Below are 18,719 nucleotides of genomic sequence, written 5' to 3'. Positions count from 1 at the left end.
TCTGGTCATTGAACATAAGTCCTCGCGGGAGATCCTGTCAACATGCCCCCGGCACGCACCGGCTCGCCCACCTCGGCCGGCCACATCCTCGCGATCCTGCGCGACGAGGGACCGCTGACGCGGCAGCAGCTGCAGGACCGGACCGGCCTGTCCCGCGCGACCCTGGTCGAACGGCTCGACGTGCTGCAGCGGCTGAAGCTGCTGCGCCAGGTCGGGCACCGCGCGTCCAGCGGCGGGCGGCCCGCCGAGATGCTCGCCGCCGACGACGTGGGCCGGACCGCGCTGGTGGGCGACATCGGCCAGCGGCACGCGACGATCGCCGCGGTGGACCTGCGCGGCACCGTGTTCGGGCAGGTGCGTCGCCCGCTGCAGGCCGGGCACCGGCCGGCGGAGACGCTGTCGTTCCTGCTGGACGCCGGGCGCAGGCTGCTGGCCGAGGCCGGGCGCGCGGACAGCCTGTGCGCGTTCGGGCTGAGCGTGCCGGGGCAGATCGACCACGACACCGGGACGACGATCGCGCCACCGTCGATGTCGGAGTGGCGGGGGGTCCGGCTGCGCGACCCCTTCACCGACGCGCTGTCGGTGCCGGTGTTCCTGGAGAACGACGCGAACGCGCTGGCGTTCGGCGCGTACTGCGAGATGAACCGGCCGCGCGCGGCGCTGGTCGGGGTGAAGGTCGGCACCGGGATCGGCGCGGGGATGGTGATCTCCGGGCGGGTGCACCGCGGCGAGACCGGGTGCGCCGGCGAGGTGGGGCACATCCGCATCGAGGGTTCCGACCTGCGCTGCGACTGCGGGCGGCGGGGCTGCGTGTCGGCGATCGCCAGCGGCCAGGCGGTGATCCGCACGCTGCGGCCGACGGGGGTGCGCAGCGCGGAGGATGTGCTGCGCCGGGTGCGCGCCGGTCACCCCGAGGCGGTCCGCGTGACGCGCGAGGCGGGCCGGCTGGTGGGCACGGTGCTGGCGACCGTGGTGACGATCGTGAACCCGCGGTACGTGCGGGTCGGCGGGGCGATCGGGGTGCTGCCGCCGTTCCTGGAGGGACTGCGCGAGGTGGTGCTGGCCGGCGCGCACACCAGTTCACTGGACAGCCTCGACATCGGGCCCTGCACGCTCGGCGTCGACACCACGCTGACCGGCGTGGCGGGCCTCGTCGCGGACGAGGTCCTGGCCCCGGAGACGGTCGATGCGATGGCGGCGCTGTAGCCACCACCGCATCCTCGCCGGGGAAGTGCGGCTCCTAATCCGCCTTCCGCCGGAAGATCTTGCTGCCCAGCCAGACCACCGGGTCGTACCGGTGGTCCACCACGCGTTCCTTCATCGGGATCAGCGCGTTGTCGGTGATGTGGATGTTCTCCGGGCAGACCTCCGTGCAGCACTTCGTGATGTTGCAGTACCCGAGGCCGTGCTCGTCCTGGGCGGCGTGCCTGCGGTCGGCCACGTCGAGCGGGTGCATCTCCAGCTCGGCGATCCGCATCAGGAACCGCGGCCCGGCGAAGTTCTCCTTGTTCTCCTCGTGGTCGCGGATCACGTGGCAGGTGTTCTGGCACAGGAAGCACTCGATGCACTTGCGGAACTCCTGCGAGCGCTCCACGTCGACCTGCTTCATCCGGTACTCGCCCGGTTTCAGGTTCGCCGGCGGGGTGAACGCGGGGATCTCGCGCGCCTTCGTGTAGTTGTACGAGACATCGGTGACGAGGTCGCGGATCACCGGGAACGTCCGCATCGGCGTGACGGTGACGACCTCGTCCTCGGCGAAGACCGACATGCGCGTCATGCACAGCAGCCGCGGGCGGCCGTTGATCTCCGCCGAGCACGAGCCGCACTTGCCCGCCTTGCAGTTCCACCGCACCGCCAGGTCCGAGCACTGCGTGGCCTGCAGCCGGTGGATGATGTCGAGCACGACCTCACCCTCGTTGACCTCGACCGTGAAGTCCTGCAGCCCGCCGCTGTTCGCGTCGCCGCGCCACACCCGGAACGAAGCCTTGTAGCTCACGACTGCCTCCCCGGGTGGCCGGCCAGCTCTTCGTCGGTGTAGTACTTCTCCAGCTCGCTCAGCTCGAACAGCTCCAGCAGCTCGGGCCGCATCGGCTCCTGGTCCTTCGGCGTGACCGTGACCTCCAGCGCCAGTGGATCGTCCCCGGAGGCGCTGCACACCAGCAGCTTGTTGCGCCACCGGGAATCCATCTGCGGGTAGTCGTCCCGCGTGTGCCCGCCCCGGCTCTCGGTGCGCATCAGCGCGGCCCGCGCGACGCACTCGCTGACCAGCAGCATGTTGCGCAGGTCCACGGCCAGGTGCCAGCCCGGGTTGAACTGCCGGTGCCCCTCGACGGTGACGTTGCGGATGCGCTTCTTGATCTCGTCCAGCCTGGCCAGCGCCTGCTCGATCTCCTCGGCCTTGCGGATGATCCCGACCAGGTCGTTCATCGCCTGCTGCAGCTCGTTGTGCAGGGTGTACGGGTTCTCCTCGACACCCTCGGCGGGCGGGTCGAACGGCACCAGCGCGGTGCGGGCCGCCTTGTCGACATCGGACTGCGCGACCGCGGGACGGGTCTCCAGACCCTCCACATAGGACGCGGCGCCGAGACCCGCGCGACGGCCGAACACCAGCAGGTCCGACAGCGAGTTGCCACCCAGCCGGTTGGACCCGTGCATCCCGCCGGAGCACTCCCCCGCCGCGAACAACCCGCGCACGCCGGAGGCCGCGGTGTCCGGGTCGACCTCGATGCCGCCCATCACGTAGTGGCAGGTCGGGCCGACCTCCATCGGCTCGGCGGTGATGTCCACATCGGCCAGTTCCTTGAACTGGTGGTACATCGACGGCAGCCGCCTGCGGATCTCCTCCGGCGTCAGGCGGCTGGCGATGTCCAGGAACACGCCACCGTGCGGCGACCCGCGCCCCGCCTTGACCTCGGAGTTGATCGCCCGCGCCACCTCGTCGCGCGGCAGCAGGTCCGGCGTGCGGCGGTTGTTCTCCTGGTCGGTGTACCAGCGGTCGGCCTCCTCCTCGGAGTCGGCGTACTGGCCCTTGAACACGTCCGGCACGTAGTCGAACATGAACCGCTTGTCCTCGGAGTTCTTCAGCACCCCGCCGTCACCGCGCACGCCCTCGGTGACCAGGATGCCCTTCACGCTGGGCGGCCAGACCATGCCCGTCGGGTGGAACTGGACGAACTCCATGTTGATCAGGTCCGCCCCGGCGCGCAGCGCGAGCGCGTGCCCGTCGCCGGTGTACTCCCACGAGTTCGACGTGACCTTGAACGACTTGCCGATGCCGCCCGTCGCGAGCACCACGGCCGGCGTCTCGAACAGGATGAACCGGCCGCTCTCCCGCCAGTACCCGAACGCCCCGGCGATCCGGTCACCGTCCTTGAGCAGCTCGGTGATCGTGCACTCGGCGAAGACCTTCAGCTTGGCCTCGTAGTCGCCGAACTCGCGGAGGTCCTCCTGCTGCAGCGAGACGATCTTCTGCTGCATCGTGCGGATCAGCTCCAGCCCGGTGCGGTCGCCGACGTGCGCCAGCCGCGGGTAGGTGTGCCCGCCGAAGTTGCGCTGGCTGATCCGCCCGTCCGGGGTGCGGTCGAACAGGGCGCCGTAGGTCTCCAGCTCCCACACCCGGTCCGGCGCCTCCTTGGCGTGCAGCTCCGCCATGCGCCAGTTGTTGAGGAACTTGCCGCCGCGCATGGTGTCCCGGAAGTGCACCTGCCAGCTGTCCCGCTCGTTCGCGTTGCCCATCGCGGCGGCGCACCCGCCCTCGGCCATGACCGTGTGCGCCTTGCCGAACAGCGACTTGCACACCACCGCCACCGACAGCCCGCGCTGCCGCGCCTCGATCACCGCTCGCAGACCGGCGCCACCGGCGCCGATCACCACCACGTCATAACTGTGCCGCTCGACTTCCGCCATTGCCTGCCCACCTAGTCCTTGAAGTCCTTGTCAGTCCACGAAACGCAGATCGGGGATGGCGCCGCTGGCCACGAGCATCACGTAGAGGTCGGTGACCACGAGCGTCCCCAGGGTGATCCAGGCCAGCAGCATGTGCCGGTTGTTGAGCTTGGTGACCTGGGTCCAGAGCCAGTACCGCACCGGGTGGCGGGAGAAGTGCTTCAACCGCCCGCCGACCACGTGCCGGCACGAGTGGCAGGACAGGGTGTAGGCCCAGAGCATGATCACGTTGCCGAGCAGGACCAGGTTGCCCAGCCCGAAGCCGAACCCGCCGGTCTCGCCGTGGAACGCGACGATCGCGTCGTAGGTGTTGATCACCGAGATCAGCACCGCCACGTAGAAGAAGTAACGGTGGGCGTTCTGCAGGATCAGCGGCAGCCGGGTCTCCCCCGTGTAGCGGCCGTGCGGTTCGGCGACCGCGCACGCCGGCGGCGAGAACCACACCGACCGGTAGTAGGCCTTGCGGTAGTAGTAGCAGGTCAGGCGGAAGCCGAGCAGGAACGGCAGCGACAGGAACGCCAGCGGGATCCAGCCCGGCAGCTCGCCGAACGGCGTGCCGAAGTGGGCCGACCCCGGCACGCACGAGTCGCTCAGGCACGGCGAGTAGAACGGCGTCAGGTAGCCGTACTCCGGCACGTAGTAGGCGGTGCGGACGAACGAGCGGATGCCGGCGTAGATGACGAAGGCGGCCAGTCCGAGCGTGGTGAACAGCGGCGGGACCCACCACCGGTCGGTGCGCAGGGTCCGTGCGGTGATCCGGGCGCGCCCGCTAGCGGCGTCGGTAGCGGGAGCGCTCACCGCTGGTCACGGTGGTATCCGCCGACCCCTTCGTCGTCGGCCCCCTGCCAGAGGGCCGGGTCGTACGGGCCGTCGGGGATCTTCACGACGGCCGAGGGGTCCAGCGGCTTGGGCTGGACCGGGACGCTGGGCTGCTCCAGGTCGCTCGCGTCGATGTCCAGGCGGTCGACGTCGTTGGCCAGGCGGCGGACCGCGGAGGCGTCACCGTAGCGCGATCGCAGGGCACCGACGCACTGCTTGAGCTGGCCGATCGTGCGGCGGAGTTCGGCGAGTTCGGTGGTGGTCATGACTACCTCCGGGTCAGTTCGGCGGCGAGCCGGGGCTGCTACCGACTCTGCCGCTCCGCGTGCAATGTGACAAGTAGCACACCCTAGGTTGATGTTGTGATCGGGGTCACCTGAAACGATCTTCTTAATCGATTTTGACCCGGCCGATCCGCCAGCTACTGTGTCCACTGTCACGACCGTGCGACGCCAGCGAAGTCGTCAGCCGGACCAGCCGACGAGTTCCAGGTGGTTCTCCCGTGCACACACCCCGAACACCCGTCCACCCCGTCGTCGAGGAAGTCACCGAGCGCATCGCCGCGCGCAGTGCCGCCACCCGCAGCGCCTACCTGGCGCGCATGGCCGCCGCCCGCGCCGAGGGGCCCGCGCGCGCCGGACTCGCGTGCAGCAACCTCGCCCACGGCTTCGCCGCGTGCGGCGGTGAAGACCGCATCGCGCTGCGCGGGCTGCGCAAGCCCGGTATCGCGATCGTGTCCGCCTACAACGACCTGCTCTCCGCGCACCAGCCGCTGGACGAGTTCCCCGCGTGGATCAAGGACGCCGCCCGTGAAGCGGGCGGGGTCGCCCAGTTCGCCGGCGGCGTGCCCGCCATGTGCGACGGCATCACGCAGGGCCGCGCCGGGATGGAGCTGTCCCTGTTCAGCCGCGAGGTCATCGCGATGGCCACCGCGATCGCGCTGTCGCACGAGATGTTCGACGGCGCGCTGCTGCTCGGCGTGTGCGACAAGATCGTGCCCGGCCTGCTGATCGGCGCGCTGTCCTTCGGGCATCTGCCCGCCCTGCTGGTGCCCGCCGGGCCGATGACGTCGGGCCTGCCGAACAAGGAGAAGGCCCGCGTGCGGCAGCTCTACGCCGAGGGCCGGGCCACCCGCGAGGACCTGCTGGAGGCTGAGTCGGCGTCCTACCACTCGGCGGGCACCTGCACCTTCTACGGCACCGCGAACTCCAACCAGCTGGTCGTCGAGGTCATGGGCCTGCACCTGCCCGGCGCGAGCTTCGTGCACCCGGGCACGCCGCTGCGCCGCGCGCTCACCGAAGAGGCGGCGCGGCGGGTGGTCGCGTTGTCGCGGGCGGACGAGTACACGCCGCTGGCCGAGGTGATCAGCGAGCGTTCGGTGGTCAACGGCGTGGTGTCGCTGCTGGCCACCGGCGGGTCGACCAACCACACGATGCACCTGGTCGCCATCGCCGCGGCCGCCGGCATCGAGCTGACCTGGGACGACTTTTCCGACCTGTCGGCGGTGGTGCCGCTGCTGGCCAGCGTCTACCCGAACGGCAGCGCGGACATCAACCACTTCCACGCCGCGGGCGGGGTGCAGGTGCTCATCGGCTCGCTGCTCGACGCCGGGCTGCTGCACGAGGACGTCCGCACGGTGGCCGGGGACGGGCTGTCGCGGTACCGGTCGGAGCCGGTGCTGGACGGTGGCTCGCTGACCTGGCGGGAGGTGCCGGCGCGCAGCCTGGACGAGGACGTGCTGCGGCCGGTGAGCAACCCGTTCGCGGCCGACGGCGGGTTGCGGATGCTGTCCGGGAGCCTCGGGCGCGCGGTGATGAAGGTGTCGGCGGTCGCGCCCGAGCACCGGGTGGTGCGGGCGCCGGCGCGGGTCTTCACGTCGCAGGAGGCGTTCACCGCGGCGTTCCGGGCGGGTGAGCTGGACCGGGACGTCGTGGTGGTGATCCGCAACCAGGGGCCGCAGGCCAACGGGATGCCGGAGCTGCACGGCCTGACGCCCGCGCTCGGGGTACTGATGGACCGCGGGCACCGGGTCGCGCTGGTCACCGACGGCCGGATGTCCGGCGCGTCGGGCAAGATCCCGGCCGCGATCCAGGTGACGCCGGAGGCTGCCGCCGGCGGCCCGCTGGCGCGGGTCGCCGATGGAGACGAGGTGGTGGTCGACGCGGTCGCCGGGCGGCTGGACGTGCTGGTCGACGAGGAGTCGCTGGCCGCGCGGCCGTTGCGGGACGCGCCGCCGGATGAGGCATCCTGGGTCGGGACCGGCCGGGAGCTGTTCACCGCGCTGCGCCGCGCGGTCGGGCCGGCGGACCAGGGGGCCGGCGTGTTCGGGCCGATGACGCCGGGCCATTTCGGGGCTCCGGCGCGAGTGTGAGGAGAGACGTGAAGACAGGGCATGACGTGCTCGAGCTGTCGCCGGTGCTGCCGGTGGTCGTGGTGGACGACGCCGCGGACGCGGTGCCGCTGGCGAAGGCGCTGGTCGCGGGCGGGATCCGGGCGATCGAGCTGACGCTGCGCACGCCGGCCGGGCTGGCGGCGATCGAGCGCGTGGCGGCGGAGGTGCCGGACATCGTGGTCGGGGCGGGCACGGTGGTGACGCCGGAGCAGGCTCGCCAGGCGGCGGACGCGGGTTCGGCGTTCCTGGTGACGCCGGGCTGCACGGAGCGCCTGCTGGAGGCCGTGTCGGGGACGGGGTTGCCGTTCCTGCCCGGCGTGAGCACGGTCTCGGAGGCGATGCGCGTGGCCGAGCACGGGATCACGGCGCTGAAGTTCTTCCCGGCGGAGGCCAGCGGCGGCGTCGCGTACCTGAAGGCGCTGGCCGGGCCGCTGCCGCAGCTGCGGTTCTGCCCCACGGGCGGTATTTCCACGTCGAACGCGGGGTCCTACCTGGCACTGTCCACAGTGGGCTGCGTGGGCGGTTCCTGGCTGACACCCGCGGACGCCATCACGGCGGGCGACTTCGGGCGGGTCGAGCAGCTGGCCCGGGAGGCGGCCGCACTGCGCTGACCCGCGCCTGTCCCCGGGGTCCCGCCACCCGCGCTCGCAAAGCCGGGCAGCGGGGCCCCGGCGCCGCGGCCCGGCCACCGCGCGCCGCAAGCCGGGCAGCGGGGCCCCGGCACCGCGCGGCGAGACCGCCACCCGGCGTCGGCAACCGCTGGCTGCCCCGTCCGGCGCACCGCGAGCCGCCACGCGCCGCCTCTCGCCGGCACGGTGCAATCGCCGCCGGCCCTCGGGCCGCACAGCCCAACCGTCGCCGCCGACGGAAACCGCACGGCCGCCACCAGCGGCATCGCGCCGCCACCAAATCGGCACCGCACCGGCGCCTCCGGCGGCAGCCCACCGCCGCCACCGGCGGCAACCCACCGGCCCCACCGGCAGCCCACCGCAGCCAAGGCGGCACCACACCGCCGCCGCCAGCGGCATCGCGCCGCCGCCACCGGCGCGACCTCCCCGGCCACGCCGCCCGGCTCCGGTTGGGGGTCCGGCCCTCCGGGTACTAGCCTCACGGCACTCGTCTCCGAAACCTCCGAAATCCCCCGAAGGAGATCGCCGTGGGATGGGAGTGGGCCGCCGATCCGGGATACTGGGCGGCGCGGCTGCTGTTTCAGCGGGGGCTCGCCGCGATCTACCTCGTCGCCTTCCTCGCCGCGGCTCTGCAGTTCAAACCCCTGATCGGCGAGCGCGGCCTGCTGCCCGTGCCCCGGTTCACCCGGCGGGTGCCGTTCCGCCGCGCGCCCAGCCTCTTCCACTGGCGCTACTCGGACCGTCTGTTCGCGACCGTCGCCTGGGCCGGGGTCGTCATCTCGGCCGCGCTCCTGCTCGGGCTGTTCGACCACACCCCCGTGTGGGTGACCATGCTGGCGTGGCTGGTGCCGTGGCTGCTGTACCAGTCGATCGTCAACGTCGGCCAGATCTGGTACTCGTTCGGCTGGGAATCGCTGCTGCTCGAGGTCGGGTTCCTGGCGATCTTCCTCGGCCCGGCCGACTCCGCGCCACCCGTGCTCGTGCTGTGGCTGCTGCGCTGGGTGCTCTTCCGGCTCGAATTCGGCGCCGGGCTGATCAAGATGCGCGGCGACGCGTGCTGGCGCGACCTGACCTGCCTGTACCACCACCACGAGACCCAGCCGATGCCCGGCCCGCTCAGCTGGTACTTCCACCACCTGCCCAAACCGCTGCACAAGGTCGAGGCCGCGGCCAGCCACTTCACCCAGCTCGTGGTGCCGTTCGCCCTGTTCGCGCCGCAACCGGCCGCGAGCGCGGCCGCGCTGCTGATGATCCTCACCCAGCTGTGGCTGGTCGCCAGCGGGAACTTCTCGTGGCTGAACGTCCTCACGATCACCATCGCGGTGTCCGTTGTGGACAACATCCCGGTTCCGGTCCCGGAACTCGCCCGGCCGCCGGTGTGGCACCACGCGCTCGTGCTCGGCCTGACCGTGCTGGTCGTCGTGCTCAGCTACCGTCCCGCGCGGAACCTGGTGTCCCGCCGGCAGGTGATGAACACCAGCTTCGACCGGCTGCACCTGGTCAACACCTACGGCGCGTTCGGCAGCGTCACCAAGGTCCGGCACGAGATCGTCATCGAGGCGACGGACGATCCCGCGCCCGGCGCGGACACGGTGTGGCGCGAGTACGAGTTCAAGGGCAAGCCGGGCGACCCGCGACGGCGGCCACCGCAGTTCGCGCCCTACCACCTGCGGCTGGACTGGCTGATGTGGTTCGCCGCGCTGTCCACCCGCTACGCCGAATCGTGGCTGCCCGGCCTGGCGGAGAAGCTGCTCACGGCCGACCCGGACACGCTCAAGCTGTTGCGGCGCGACCCGTTCGACGGCAAGCGGCCGGCCTGCCTGCGGGCGCGGCTCTACCGGTACCGCTTCACGACACCGCGCGAGCGCGGGGAGACTGGGGCGTGGTGGGTGCGCGAACCGCGGGGCCGGGTGCTGCCGACCACGAAGATCGGGCCGCACGGCGCGGTGGTCGCCGTCGACTGAGGAGGACGGATGCACGCCGGCAGGCTCGCGGAGCTGCTCGGACGGTGGTCGAGCGGGAGCGAAGCGCTCTACCTGAAGCTGGCCGCGCGGCTGGAGGCCCTGATCGAGCGCGGTGAGATCCCCGCGGACGGGCGGCTGCCGACCGAGCGGGCGCTGGCGGCGGAACTCGCGGTCAGCCGCAACACCGCGGTCGCCGCCTACGACGTGCTGCGCGACCACGGGGTGGTCGAGCGGCGGCGCGGCAGCGGCACGTTCGTGCGGCGGCCGCCGCGGCCCGGGCGCGGGGTGATCGCCGAGTTCAACCCGATGTTCCTGCACCTGCTCGATCCCGTGCCGGACCTGATCGACCTCACCTGCGCCGCGCCGCCCCAGCCCGCGTGCCTGCCGGAGGTCGTCGCCGAGGCCGCGCTCGGCGACTTCGGGATCGGCTACCACCCGTCCGGCCTTCCCGCGTTGCGGCAGGCGATCGCCGGCTTCTACGCGGCGCAGGGGCTGCCGACCGACCCCGGGCAGATCGTGGTGACCTCCGGCGCGCAGCAGGCGATTTCGCTGCTGACGCAGCTGTTCCTGCGCCCCGGCGACGCGGTGGTGGTCGAGGAGCTGACGTACCCGGGGGCGCTGGACGCGTTCCGCGGGAGCGGGGCACGCGTCCTCGGGGTGCCGCTGACCGCCGAGGGCGTGTCGGTGCCGGGACTGGCCGAGGTCGTCGCCGGGGCGAAGCTCGTGTACCTGGTGCCGGCGTTCCAGAACCCGACGGGCTCGGTGCTGCCGTCGCACGCGGCGCGGCGGGTGGTGGCGCTGTGCGAATCGCACGGGGTGCCGCTGGTCGACGACCAGGTCCTCGCCGACCTCACGCTGGACGGCCCGCGTCCCGCGCCGCTGGCCCGTCACGGCGGCGGGGTGATCAGCGTGGGCTCGCTGAGCAAGCTGATCTGGGGCGGGGTGCGGATCGGCTGGGTCCGGGCCGATCCACGGACGGCGGCCGACCTGGCGCGGCTGAAGGCGGTCGCCGACCTCGGGACGGACGTCGTCGCGCAGGCGGTCGGAGTCGCGCTGTTCGCGCGGCTCGACCGGTTGCGGAAGGAACGGCAGTGCGAGCTGCGGGAGCGGCGGGACCAGGTGGTGCGGGACCTGCGTTCGGCGTTGCCGTCGTGGGAGTTCCGGACCCCGCCGGGCGGGCAGACGCTGTGGATCCGGCTGCCGGGGGTGGACTCGCGGCGGTTCGCGCAGTTCGCGTTGCGGTACGGCGTCGCGTTGCTGGAGGGCACCTCGCTGGCCGCGCACGAGTCCAGCAGCGAGCACATCAGGGTGCCGTTCACGCTGCCGCGAGAGGCGCTGTCCGAGGCGGTGCGGCGGTTGCGGCGGGCGTGGGAGGACTATCCGGGAGCCAATGGGGGCGAATTGGCTCTGTCGGGCGCGGCCGCGGCGGGCGATGGTGATGGGCATGCGACGTTTCCCGCCAAGCGCGATGACGAGCCTGCTGGACGAGACTCCCCGGTACCACCTGGGCGAGAGCACCTGCGGTGACCTGACGGTCGCCGACGTGGTCGACGTGGGCCGGCTGGCGAAGTTCCCGCTCGGCTACGGCACGTCCGCCGGCGACGAGGAACTGCGGACGCTGCTCGCCGCGCGGCTCGGGGTGGCCGCGGACGAGGTGCTGATCACGACGGGTGCGGGGACCGCGTTGTTCCTCGTCGGGCTGCTGACCGAGGGCGAGGTCGTGGTGGTGCAGCCGGGGTACCCGCCGATGGCCGGGCTGGCGCAGGGGCTCGCGGAGCGGGTGCGGACGGTGCGGCTGCGGTTCGAGGACGGGTACCGGCTGGATGTGGCGGCGCTGCGGGCGGCGCTGACGCCGCGGACGCGGCTGGTGATGCTGGCGACGCCGCAGAACCCGGCCGGCGTGGCGCTCACGCGGGACGAGATCGACGCGGTGCTGTCGGCGACGGCCGAGGTGTGCCCGGAAGCGATGGTGCTGGTCGACGAGACGTACCGGGAGGCGGCGTACGCGGAGATCGAGTCGTTCGCGACGGTGTCCCCGCGGGTGATCACGTCCGGGTCGTTCTCGAAGGCCCACGGGGCGCCCGGGTTGCGGATCGGATGGCTGACCGTGCGGGACGCCGCCTGGTACGAGGAGCTGCGCCGGGCGAAGTTCACGAGTGCCGTGGCGTGCGGCACGCTGGACGAGTTCCTGGCGCTGGAGTTGTTGCGGCGCGCGGACGAGGTGCTGGCCGGGAAGCGGGACCGGATGCGGGCCGGGCTCGCCGCGGTGTCGGACTGGGTCGCGGAGCAGGGCAGCCGGGTGTCCTGGATCCGCCCGGACGCGGGAGCTTTCTGTTGCGTGCGCGTGAATTCCGGCGCCGGAGAGTTCTACGAGCGGCTGGCGGCGGCCGGGGTGGCCATCGCCCCGGGAGACTGGTTCGGCGACGACCCGGCCATCTTCCGGCTCGGCTTCGCCCACGAACCGATCGAACGACTGCACGAGGCACTCGACCTGATGAGCGAGGCGCTACAGGCCTGACCGGAGAGCCAGGAAGGCGATGGCGCGCAGCAGTCCCGCGACCGGATACGGGGCGCGGAGGCCGAACAGGTGCGCGACGAGCCCCCCGGCGAGCGCCCCGAACGGCATCAGCCCCCAGCCCAGCATCCGGTAGACGCTGTTGACCCGGCCGAGGAGCTCGGCCGGGACGAGCTGCTGGCGGAGGCTGACGGTGACGACGCTCCAGAGCGTGGTGACGAAACCGTTGGCGGCCAGCAGGAGGGCCAGCACCAGCGCGTTCGGGCTCAGGCCGATCGCCACGTAGATCACCGCGTTCGCCGCCAAGGCGGTGCGCAGCGCGCGCCGGGCGGGGATGTCGAGCAGCCCGGCGAGCAGGCTGCCCACGGCGGCACCGGTGAGGAGCAGGCCGTAGGCGCGGGGGCCCAGGTGGAGCGTCTGCGTGGCGAGCAGGACGAGTGTCGCGTTGCCGAGCTGCGCGCAGAAGGTGTTGACGCCCAGCAGGACGGCGAGGGTGCGGAGCAGCTCGTGCCGGGCCAGCCAGCGCATTCCGCCGGTGATCGAGACGCTGGGTCGTTCGGCGGGTGCGTGGCGGGGCAGTGTGGCCAGGAGCGCGGCGGACACGCGAAGGTCACGGCGTCGAGGGTGAGCGGCAGGGCGGCGGAGACGGCGAACAAGAGGCTGCCCAGCGGTGGTCCGGCGAACTGCTGACCAGTCGTGGTGATCGCCTGCTGGTAGCCGTTCGCCTTCCGCAGCAACGGTTTCGCGACGAGGTCCGGCAGGACCGCCTGTGCCGCGTTGCCGAACAGGACCTCGCACGCACCCAGCCCGAAGGCGATGATCGCCAGCGCGGGCAGGGTCAAGGCGTGCGACGCGGCGAGGACGGCGGCGGCTCCGGCGAGCAACGCCTGCACCGTCTGGGTGCGCCGCATCAGGGTGGTCCGGTCGTGCCGGTCGACGAGCACACCGGCCGGGAGGGACAGCAGCAACCACGGCAGGTAGGTCGCCGCGGACAGGACCGCGATCAGCCGGGGATCGGGTGTGCGGGTGACGGCCAGCAGCGGGATCGCCGCGGTGAACACACCGTCGCCGAGGGCGTCGACGGCGGCGGCCCACCACAGCCGCCAGTAGGTCCCTGTCATGCGGCGAGGATCTTGGCTTCGGCGAACGGGCGACACCGTTGAGCGCTGCGCTACATACTCGGGTCATGCCACTGACGGTCGAACTCGGCGTGTCCGAGCTGGCGGCGACCCGGTTTTCGATCTCACCGCTGTCCGAGACGATCGCGGGGCTGCAGCAACTGGCGGGGCGCGTGCGGCGGGCGGTGAACCTGCGGTGGGTGCGCTGGGCGGAGGACGAACTCGCCCGTGCACCGCTCGATCTGCCGATGGTGTGGCCGCTGATCGCCGGTGACCGGGCGAGCTGGCCGTCGTTCCTCGTTCCGGCTCCGCCGGGCGTGGTCCCTTCGCTCGAAGACGATCTGGCGGCGGTGCGCCGGACCACGGCGGGCCAGGTGCGCGCGAGCCTGCGCCGCGTCTTCGGCGACGATCTTCCGGACGGCGCCGGGGCATTGGCCGCCCGTCCGCGAGCGGGTCTGGGCGTGCTCACGGAAGAGCTGCGCGCGGCGTATGTGCGGCTGATCGCGCCGCACTGGCCCCGGATCCGGGCCGTCCTGGAGGCCGACATCGCCTACCGGGCCCGGCAGCTGGCGACCGGCTGCGCGGCCGCGCTGTTCGGTGGCCTGCACCCGGACCTGCACTGGCGCGAGGGACGCCTCGTGATGGACGGCGCGGACCGGGTCGTCGAGCTGGGCCCGGGCGGTCTGGTGCTGATGCCCGTCGCGCTCGGCCCGGCGCACGTCATGATCAAGGGGCACACCACGACCCAGACGACGGTCCGCTACCCGGTGCGCGGGGCGGGAACGCTGTGGGCGGCGCGGCCACCGTCCGGAAGCGCGGTCCGGCTGCTCGGCCGGGCGCGCGCCGAGCTGCTGGAAGCGCTCCGCTCCCCGGCGACGACGACCGGTCTGGCGGGCACGCTCGCCGTGACTCCCAGCGCGGTGTCCCAGCACCTCCGCGTCCTGCGGGAGAACGGTCTCGTCGCGCGGGAGCGGTCCGGGCGCAGCGTCCTGTACGCGATCACGCCCCTCGGTGAGGCGTTGATCGATGTCGCCGGTGCACCAGAGGACCAGCGGTGACTGCGTGAGGTCGTCGTTTCGAACGGCCGCGAGATGCGCTTCTCGCGGGGGGCGAAGAGCATTGGCGAGGACGCACGAGAAGGGATCCGCGGCTCCCGGCGCAGCCAACGAGAAGACCCACCGCAGGCTGCCGTGCGCACGGAAACACCTCGCGCAACCGAAGCCGCGGCGCACCGAACGACAAAAGCCCACCGCAGGCAGGCTGCGGTAGGCTTTGCCACTCCAGGGTGGCACCGCACTGGCGGGCCGGGAGGTGGGTCTCAGTCCAGGGTCGCGTCGTCCAGGGGGGTTGTTTCGGCGCCGGCTTTGTGGAGTTCGTCGCGCACCACGGTGTACGCCAGGCCCTGCGGGTAGCCCTTGCGGGCGAGCGTGCCGAGCAGGCGGCGCGTCGCGGTTTGTTCGTCCAGCGTCGTCATCGAGCGCAGGCGTTTGCGCACCAGCTCGCGTGCCCGCTGCTCCTCCGACTCGCGGTCGATCTCGCCCGCCGCCTGGGCGGCCACCTCAGCGTCGACGCCCTTGCGCTTCAGCTCGGCGACCAGCGCGGTGCGCGCCAGGCCCTGGTAGGCGTGGCGCGACCGCACCCACTGCTCGGCGAACGCGGCGTCGTCGATCAGGCCGGCGTCGTCCAGCTTGCCGAGCAGCTGCTCGCGGATCTCGTCGTCGAAACCCTTGCGCCGCAACGCCTGCCGCAGCTCGTCCTTGGTGCGGGCGCGGACGGCCAGGAGGTCGAAGCAGACCTCCTTGGCCTTCTTCCACGCCTCGTCCCGGGACAGCTCCTTCGGGTCGAACCTGGGCATCGATCAGAAGTCGACCGGAGCGGGCTCGGCCGCCTCGGCGTCGACCTGCGGCCCGATGCCCAGCTTCTCCTTGATGCGCTTCTCGATCTCGTTGGCGATGTCCGGGTTGTCGCGCAGGAACTTCCGCGCGTTCTCCTTGCCCTGGCCGAGCTGGTCGCCCTCGTAGGTGTACCAGGCGCCGGACTTGCGCAGGATGCCCTGGTCGACACCCATGTCGATCAGCGAGCCCTCGCGGGACACGCCGACGCCGTACAGGATGTCGAACTCGGCCTGCTTGAACGGCGGCGCGACCTTGTTCTTCACGACCTTGACGCGCGTGCGGTTACCGACCGCCTCGCCGCTGTCCTTGAGCGTCTCGATGCGGCGCACGTCGAGCCGGACGGAGGCGTAGAACTTCAGCGCCTTGCCACCGGTGGTGGTCTCCGGCGAGCCGAACATGACGCCGACCTTCTCGCGCAGCTGGTTGATGAAGATCGCGGTGGTGCCGGAGTTGGACAGCGCACCGGTGATCTTCCGCAGCGCCTGGCTCATCAGCCGGGCCTGCAGACCGACGTGCGAGTCACCCATCTCGCCCTCGATCTCGGCGCGCGGCACCAGCGCGGCCACCGAGTCGATGACCAGGATGTCCAGCGCGCCGGAGCGGATCAGCATGTCCGCGATCTCCAGCGCCTGCTCACCGGTGTCCGGCTGGGACACCAGCAGCGCGTCGGTGTCCACGCCGAGCGCCTTGGCGTACTCCGGGTCGAGCGCGTGCTCGGCGTCGATGAACGCCGCGATCCCGCCCGCCTTCTGGGCGTTGGCCACCGCGTGCAGGGCGACGGTCGTCTTACCGGAGGACTCCGGGCCGTAGATCTCGATGACGCGGCCGCGCGGGAGCCCGCCGATGCCCAGTGCGATGTCGAGGGCGATGGCGCCGGTCGGGATCACGCCGATGGGCGGGCGGGTCTCCTCGCCCAGCCGCATGACGGAACCCTTGCCGTACTGCTTGTCGATCTGGGCCAGGGCGAGCTCGAGCGCCTTGTCCTTGTCGGGTGCTGCTGGCATGGAAATCCACCTCGTCGTCAGAGCCTGTGGGGCTGGTATTCGGGTTTGTGTTCGCTGTGGGCCCGAGACTACGGGCGGGGTCCGACAATTCCGGGCGCCGAGACGAGGCTGTGGATCGTTGACCCCGATGTGGACAACACAATAGCCGAACACGTGTTCGAGGCAAGAGCGACACACCCGGCCGCGTGGATTTTCCGGGAAGAGGTCAGCGGCGCTCCGGCGGCACGTCGAACTCGGCGCACACCGCCCGCCAGATCTCCTTCGCCGGGGTCCCCTCGGCCAGCGCCTGCTCGACGGTGCGGCCGCCCAGGCCGCTGAAGACGTGGTCCTTCGCCAGGATCTCCGCCCGGCCGGACCCGAACTCGTCGGCCATCAGCTGGCGGAACACGGTGATGCGCATCGAACCCAGGGTAGCGACCGGCGGGCCGGGTACCGTGACGGCATGACCTCCGCGCAGGAGATGCCGTCCTGGGGTCCGACCGTGATGGCGGTGGCCTCGGCCGCCGTGCTGATCGCCGCGCTCGTCGTGGCCCTGCGTGCGCTGTGGAACATGCGGAACCGGAGGTAGCTACTCCCCCGGCTGCACGTGCTGCTCGAAGTAGGTGGCCAGGTCACCGGCCGACAGCGGTGTCTGCCCGGTGCCCGCCTTCTGGTAGATCACGCCGGCCAGCGGGCGGTCGGCGACCGTGAACACCAGCACCGCCGCGGTCCGCGCGGAGGCCGCCGAGTAGCTGCCGTCCAGGCCGTTGCCCTTCCACGCGGCCCGCACCTGGTTGCCGCCGACCGCGCCGAGCAGCCGGTCGGTGTACTCCTTCACCTTGGCCGCCGACACGCCGTGCAGGTAGGTGACCTGCGCCCCGGCCAGCGCGGGCGCCGAGCAGGTGGTCAGCACGCCGATGTCGGCGTTCTCCGGCGGCGCGATGTCCCCGGCGCCCGCGCCCGGGGCGCACTGGCCGTCGGCGACGGTCCCGGCCAGCTGGCGCAGGCAGCCGGTGAAGCCCTCCGGATCGGCGGGGCCGGGCTGCCGGCACTCGGCGGCGCTGAACGTGGTCGCCGACGAGCTGGACGAGGGCCAGAACAGGTAGGTGGCGCCGGCGGCCAGCAGCACCACCACGGCCGCGGCGATGCCGGCGATGAGCTTCTTCCGGTCCTTCTTCGGCGGCGCGGCCGGGGGCAGGCTCGGGAAGTTCGACGGCGCCGGCTGGAACCCGGCCCGCGGGTACGGCGAAGCGCCCGGGTAACCGCCCGGCGGGGTGCCCGGCACGGTGGCGACCGGCGGCGGCGGGAACCCCGGCGGCGTCCCGGTGGCCGCGACCTGCCCCTCGACGTTCTGGGTGCGCATGCTGATGCCGTCGCGGGCCACGTGGTGCGCGCCCAGCGCGACCGCGGTCTCCGGCTGGTCCAGGCTGGTGGGCACGATGCCGAGCTTCTCCGCGATCATCGACCCGACCAGCGGCAGCCGGCTCGACCCGCCGACCAGGTAGATGCCGGCCAGCCGGTCCGGGGACAGCCCGGCCGCGGCGACCGTGCGGCCCAGCAGCTCGACGCTGCGCAGCAGCGCCGGGCGGACCAGCGCCTCCAGCTCGCCGCGCGTCACCAGGACGTCGCTGAACGGCTCGGGCATCGGCACCTCGGTCTGCGGCAGCCGGGACAGCGCCTCCTTCGCGGCCTTGACGTCCTCCTGCAGCGCGCGCCGGGTGCGCCGGTCGGCGGTGGACTCCGGGCGCAGCAGCCGCTGCCACCGCTGCGGGTCCGAGTGCGAGACCTCGCGGCCGACGTGCACCATCAGCGCCTGGTCGACGTCGAGGCCGCCGAGGTCGGGCAGGCCGTCCTCGGCCAGCACGGTGAACCCGTTCTGGGTGGCGCCGACGACGGCGACGTCGAAGGTGCCCGCGCCCAGGTCGTAGACCGCGAGCGCCTGGCCGGGCGCGGCCGCGCGGCCGGGGAAGGACGCGAAGTGCGCGGCCGCGGCGACCGGCTCGGGCACGAGCAGCAGCGGGCCGGTCAGGCCGGCCAGCCGGGCCGCGGACAGCAGCACGTTGCGCCGGGTCGGGCCCCACTGCGCCGGGTGGGTGAGGCGGACCTCGTCGGGCAGGTCGCCGCCGAGCTGGCGGGTGGTCTCGTCGAGCACGCGGCGCAGCACCGCGGCCAGCGCCTCGTTGACCGGCACGACGTCCTGGCCGAGCAGCAGCGTCTGCTCGTCGACGCGGCGCTTGGGGTTGGGCTCGAAGCGGGTGGGGTCCAGGCGGGCCCGGCGCTCGGCGTCCCGGCCGACGACGAGGGTGCCGCCCTCCTCGGCGAACACGGCCGAGGGCATGGTGGCGGAGCCGTCCACCTCGACCACGCGCGGCGGCCGCCCGTGCGCGGACAGCACCGCCACGGTGTTGGACGTACCGAGATCCACCGACAGGATGCGCACAGCTCTTCCCCTCACGATC

General features: G+C 72.4%; 17 protein-coding genes and 1 pseudogene. 8 read left to right on the top strand and 10 right to left on the bottom strand.

Annotated features, from left to right (window positions below; genetic code table 11):
- Positions 1-42: 42 nt before the first annotated feature.
- A complete protein-coding gene (locus D0D28_RS24000) occupies positions 43-1,206 on the top strand; it encodes an ROK family transcriptional regulator (RefSeq protein WP_116112568.1) in 1,164 nt (387 codons plus the stop codon).
- 34 nt (positions 1,207-1,240) lie between these two features.
- Here D0D28_RS24000 and D0D28_RS23995 read toward each other — a convergent pair whose 3' ends face one another.
- The 4 genes from D0D28_RS23995 to D0D28_RS23980 are packed head-to-tail and all read right to left on the bottom strand — an operon-like array spanning position 1,241 to position 5,030.
- Positions 1,241-1,996: a succinate dehydrogenase/fumarate reductase iron-sulfur subunit gene (locus tag D0D28_RS23995; protein WP_094007483.1), complete on the bottom strand. Its 756-nt coding sequence runs from the start codon at positions 1,994-1,996 to the stop codon at positions 1,241-1,243.
- On the bottom strand, positions 1,993-3,906 hold the full coding sequence (locus D0D28_RS23990; protein ID WP_116112565.1) for a fumarate reductase/succinate dehydrogenase flavoprotein subunit: 1,914 nt from the start codon (positions 3,904-3,906) through the stop codon (positions 1,993-1,995). The genes D0D28_RS23995 and D0D28_RS23990 overlap by 4 nt, the downstream gene beginning before the upstream one ends.
- Before the next feature lie 30 nt (positions 3,907-3,936).
- Entirely contained in the window at positions 3,937-4,743 is an 807-nt protein-coding gene (locus D0D28_RS23985; RefSeq protein ID WP_094007481.1) for a hypothetical protein, read from the bottom strand.
- Complete coding sequence (locus tag D0D28_RS23980; protein WP_017983947.1) at positions 4,740-5,030, bottom strand: hypothetical protein; 291 nt, start codon at positions 5,028-5,030, stop codon at positions 4,740-4,742. The genes D0D28_RS23985 and D0D28_RS23980 overlap by 4 nt, the downstream gene beginning before the upstream one ends.
- 236 nt (positions 5,031-5,266) lie before the next feature.
- Here D0D28_RS23980 and edd point away from each other — a divergent pair, with 236 nt between their 5' ends.
- The 5 genes from edd to D0D28_RS23955 all read left to right on the top strand — a co-directional run bounded on the left by edd (position 5,267) and on the right by D0D28_RS23955 (position 12,267).
- Positions 5,267-7,135, top strand: coding sequence for a phosphogluconate dehydratase (gene edd / locus D0D28_RS23975; protein ID WP_094007480.1), 1,869 nt, complete (start codon positions 5,267-5,269; stop codon positions 7,133-7,135).
- A gap of 8 nt (positions 7,136-7,143) precedes the next feature.
- Positions 7,144-7,767: a bifunctional 4-hydroxy-2-oxoglutarate aldolase/2-dehydro-3-deoxy-phosphogluconate aldolase gene (gene eda, locus D0D28_RS23970; protein WP_205413343.1), complete on the top strand. Its 624-nt coding sequence runs from the start codon at positions 7,144-7,146 to the stop codon at positions 7,765-7,767.
- 545 nt (positions 7,768-8,312) lie between these two features.
- Positions 8,313-9,749 (top strand): lipase maturation factor family protein, encoded by a 1,437-nt coding sequence (locus tag D0D28_RS23965; RefSeq protein ID WP_116112560.1) that lies wholly within the window; start codon positions 8,313-8,315, stop codon positions 9,747-9,749.
- 9 nt (positions 9,750-9,758) lie between these two features.
- Positions 9,759-11,276: a PLP-dependent aminotransferase family protein gene (locus D0D28_RS23960; RefSeq protein ID WP_116112557.1), complete on the top strand. Its 1,518-nt coding sequence runs from the start codon at positions 9,759-9,761 to the stop codon at positions 11,274-11,276.
- Complete coding sequence (locus D0D28_RS23955) at positions 11,194-12,267, top strand: pyridoxal phosphate-dependent aminotransferase (RefSeq protein WP_240323326.1); 1,074 nt, start codon at positions 11,194-11,196, stop codon at positions 12,265-12,267. Before D0D28_RS23960 ends, D0D28_RS23955 begins: the two co-directional genes overlap by 83 nt.
- Here D0D28_RS23955 and D0D28_RS37400 read toward each other — a convergent pair.
- Positions 12,256-12,867: an MFS transporter gene (locus tag D0D28_RS37400; RefSeq protein WP_275895913.1), complete on the bottom strand. Its 612-nt coding sequence runs from the start codon at positions 12,865-12,867 to the stop codon at positions 12,256-12,258. The two genes, D0D28_RS23955 and D0D28_RS37400, sit on opposite strands and share 12 nt — an antisense overlap.
- A gap of 65 nt (positions 12,868-12,932) precedes the next feature.
- Positions 12,933-13,385 (bottom strand): annotated as a pseudogene (locus tag D0D28_RS37395) (MFS transporter); the annotation flags it as partial.
- 65 nt (positions 13,386-13,450) lie between these two features.
- Between D0D28_RS37395 and D0D28_RS23945 the strand changes: the two are divergent.
- Positions 13,451-14,440, top strand: coding sequence for an ArsR/SmtB family transcription factor (locus D0D28_RS23945; protein WP_205413342.1), 990 nt, complete (start codon positions 13,451-13,453; stop codon positions 14,438-14,440).
- A gap of 260 nt (positions 14,441-14,700) precedes the next feature.
- Here the strand turns inward: D0D28_RS23945 and D0D28_RS23940 are convergent, their stop codons facing one another.
- The 3 genes from D0D28_RS23940 to D0D28_RS23930 form a co-directional block, all read right to left on the bottom strand.
- On the bottom strand, positions 14,701-15,237 hold the full coding sequence (locus tag D0D28_RS23940) for a regulatory protein RecX (protein WP_094007475.1): 537 nt from the start codon (positions 15,235-15,237) through the stop codon (positions 14,701-14,703).
- Between the two features lie 3 nt (positions 15,238-15,240).
- Complete coding sequence (gene recA / locus D0D28_RS23935; RefSeq protein WP_017983956.1) at positions 15,241-16,281, bottom strand: recombinase RecA; 1,041 nt, start codon at positions 16,279-16,281, stop codon at positions 15,241-15,243.
- Positions 16,282-16,486: 205 nt separating this feature from the next.
- Positions 16,487-16,681 carry a DUF3046 domain-containing protein gene (locus D0D28_RS23930; protein WP_094007474.1) on the bottom strand — a complete coding sequence of 65 codons (195 nt, stop codon included), beginning with the start codon at positions 16,679-16,681 and terminating at the stop codon, positions 16,487-16,489.
- A 42-nt stretch (positions 16,682-16,723) separates the two neighbouring features.
- Here D0D28_RS23930 and D0D28_RS37390 point away from each other — a divergent pair, with 42 nt between their 5' ends.
- Positions 16,724-16,849, top strand: a complete 126-nt coding sequence (locus D0D28_RS37390) for a hypothetical protein (protein ID WP_255407935.1) — start codon at positions 16,724-16,726, stop codon at positions 16,847-16,849.
- On the opposite strand, the gene D0D28_RS23925 is transcribed toward D0D28_RS37390, so the two are convergent.
- Entirely contained in the window at positions 16,850-18,700 is a 1,851-nt protein-coding gene (locus tag D0D28_RS23925) for an Hsp70 family protein (RefSeq protein WP_094007473.1), read from the bottom strand.
- Positions 18,701-18,719 lie beyond the last annotated feature (19 nt).

It is taken from the genome of Amycolatopsis ruanii (genome assembly GCF_003385175.1).
GTDB classification, from domain to species: domain Bacteria; phylum Actinomycetota; class Actinomycetes; order Mycobacteriales; family Pseudonocardiaceae; genus Amycolatopsis_E; species Amycolatopsis_E thermalba.
This window is presented reverse-complemented; position numbering and strand designations above follow the sequence as displayed.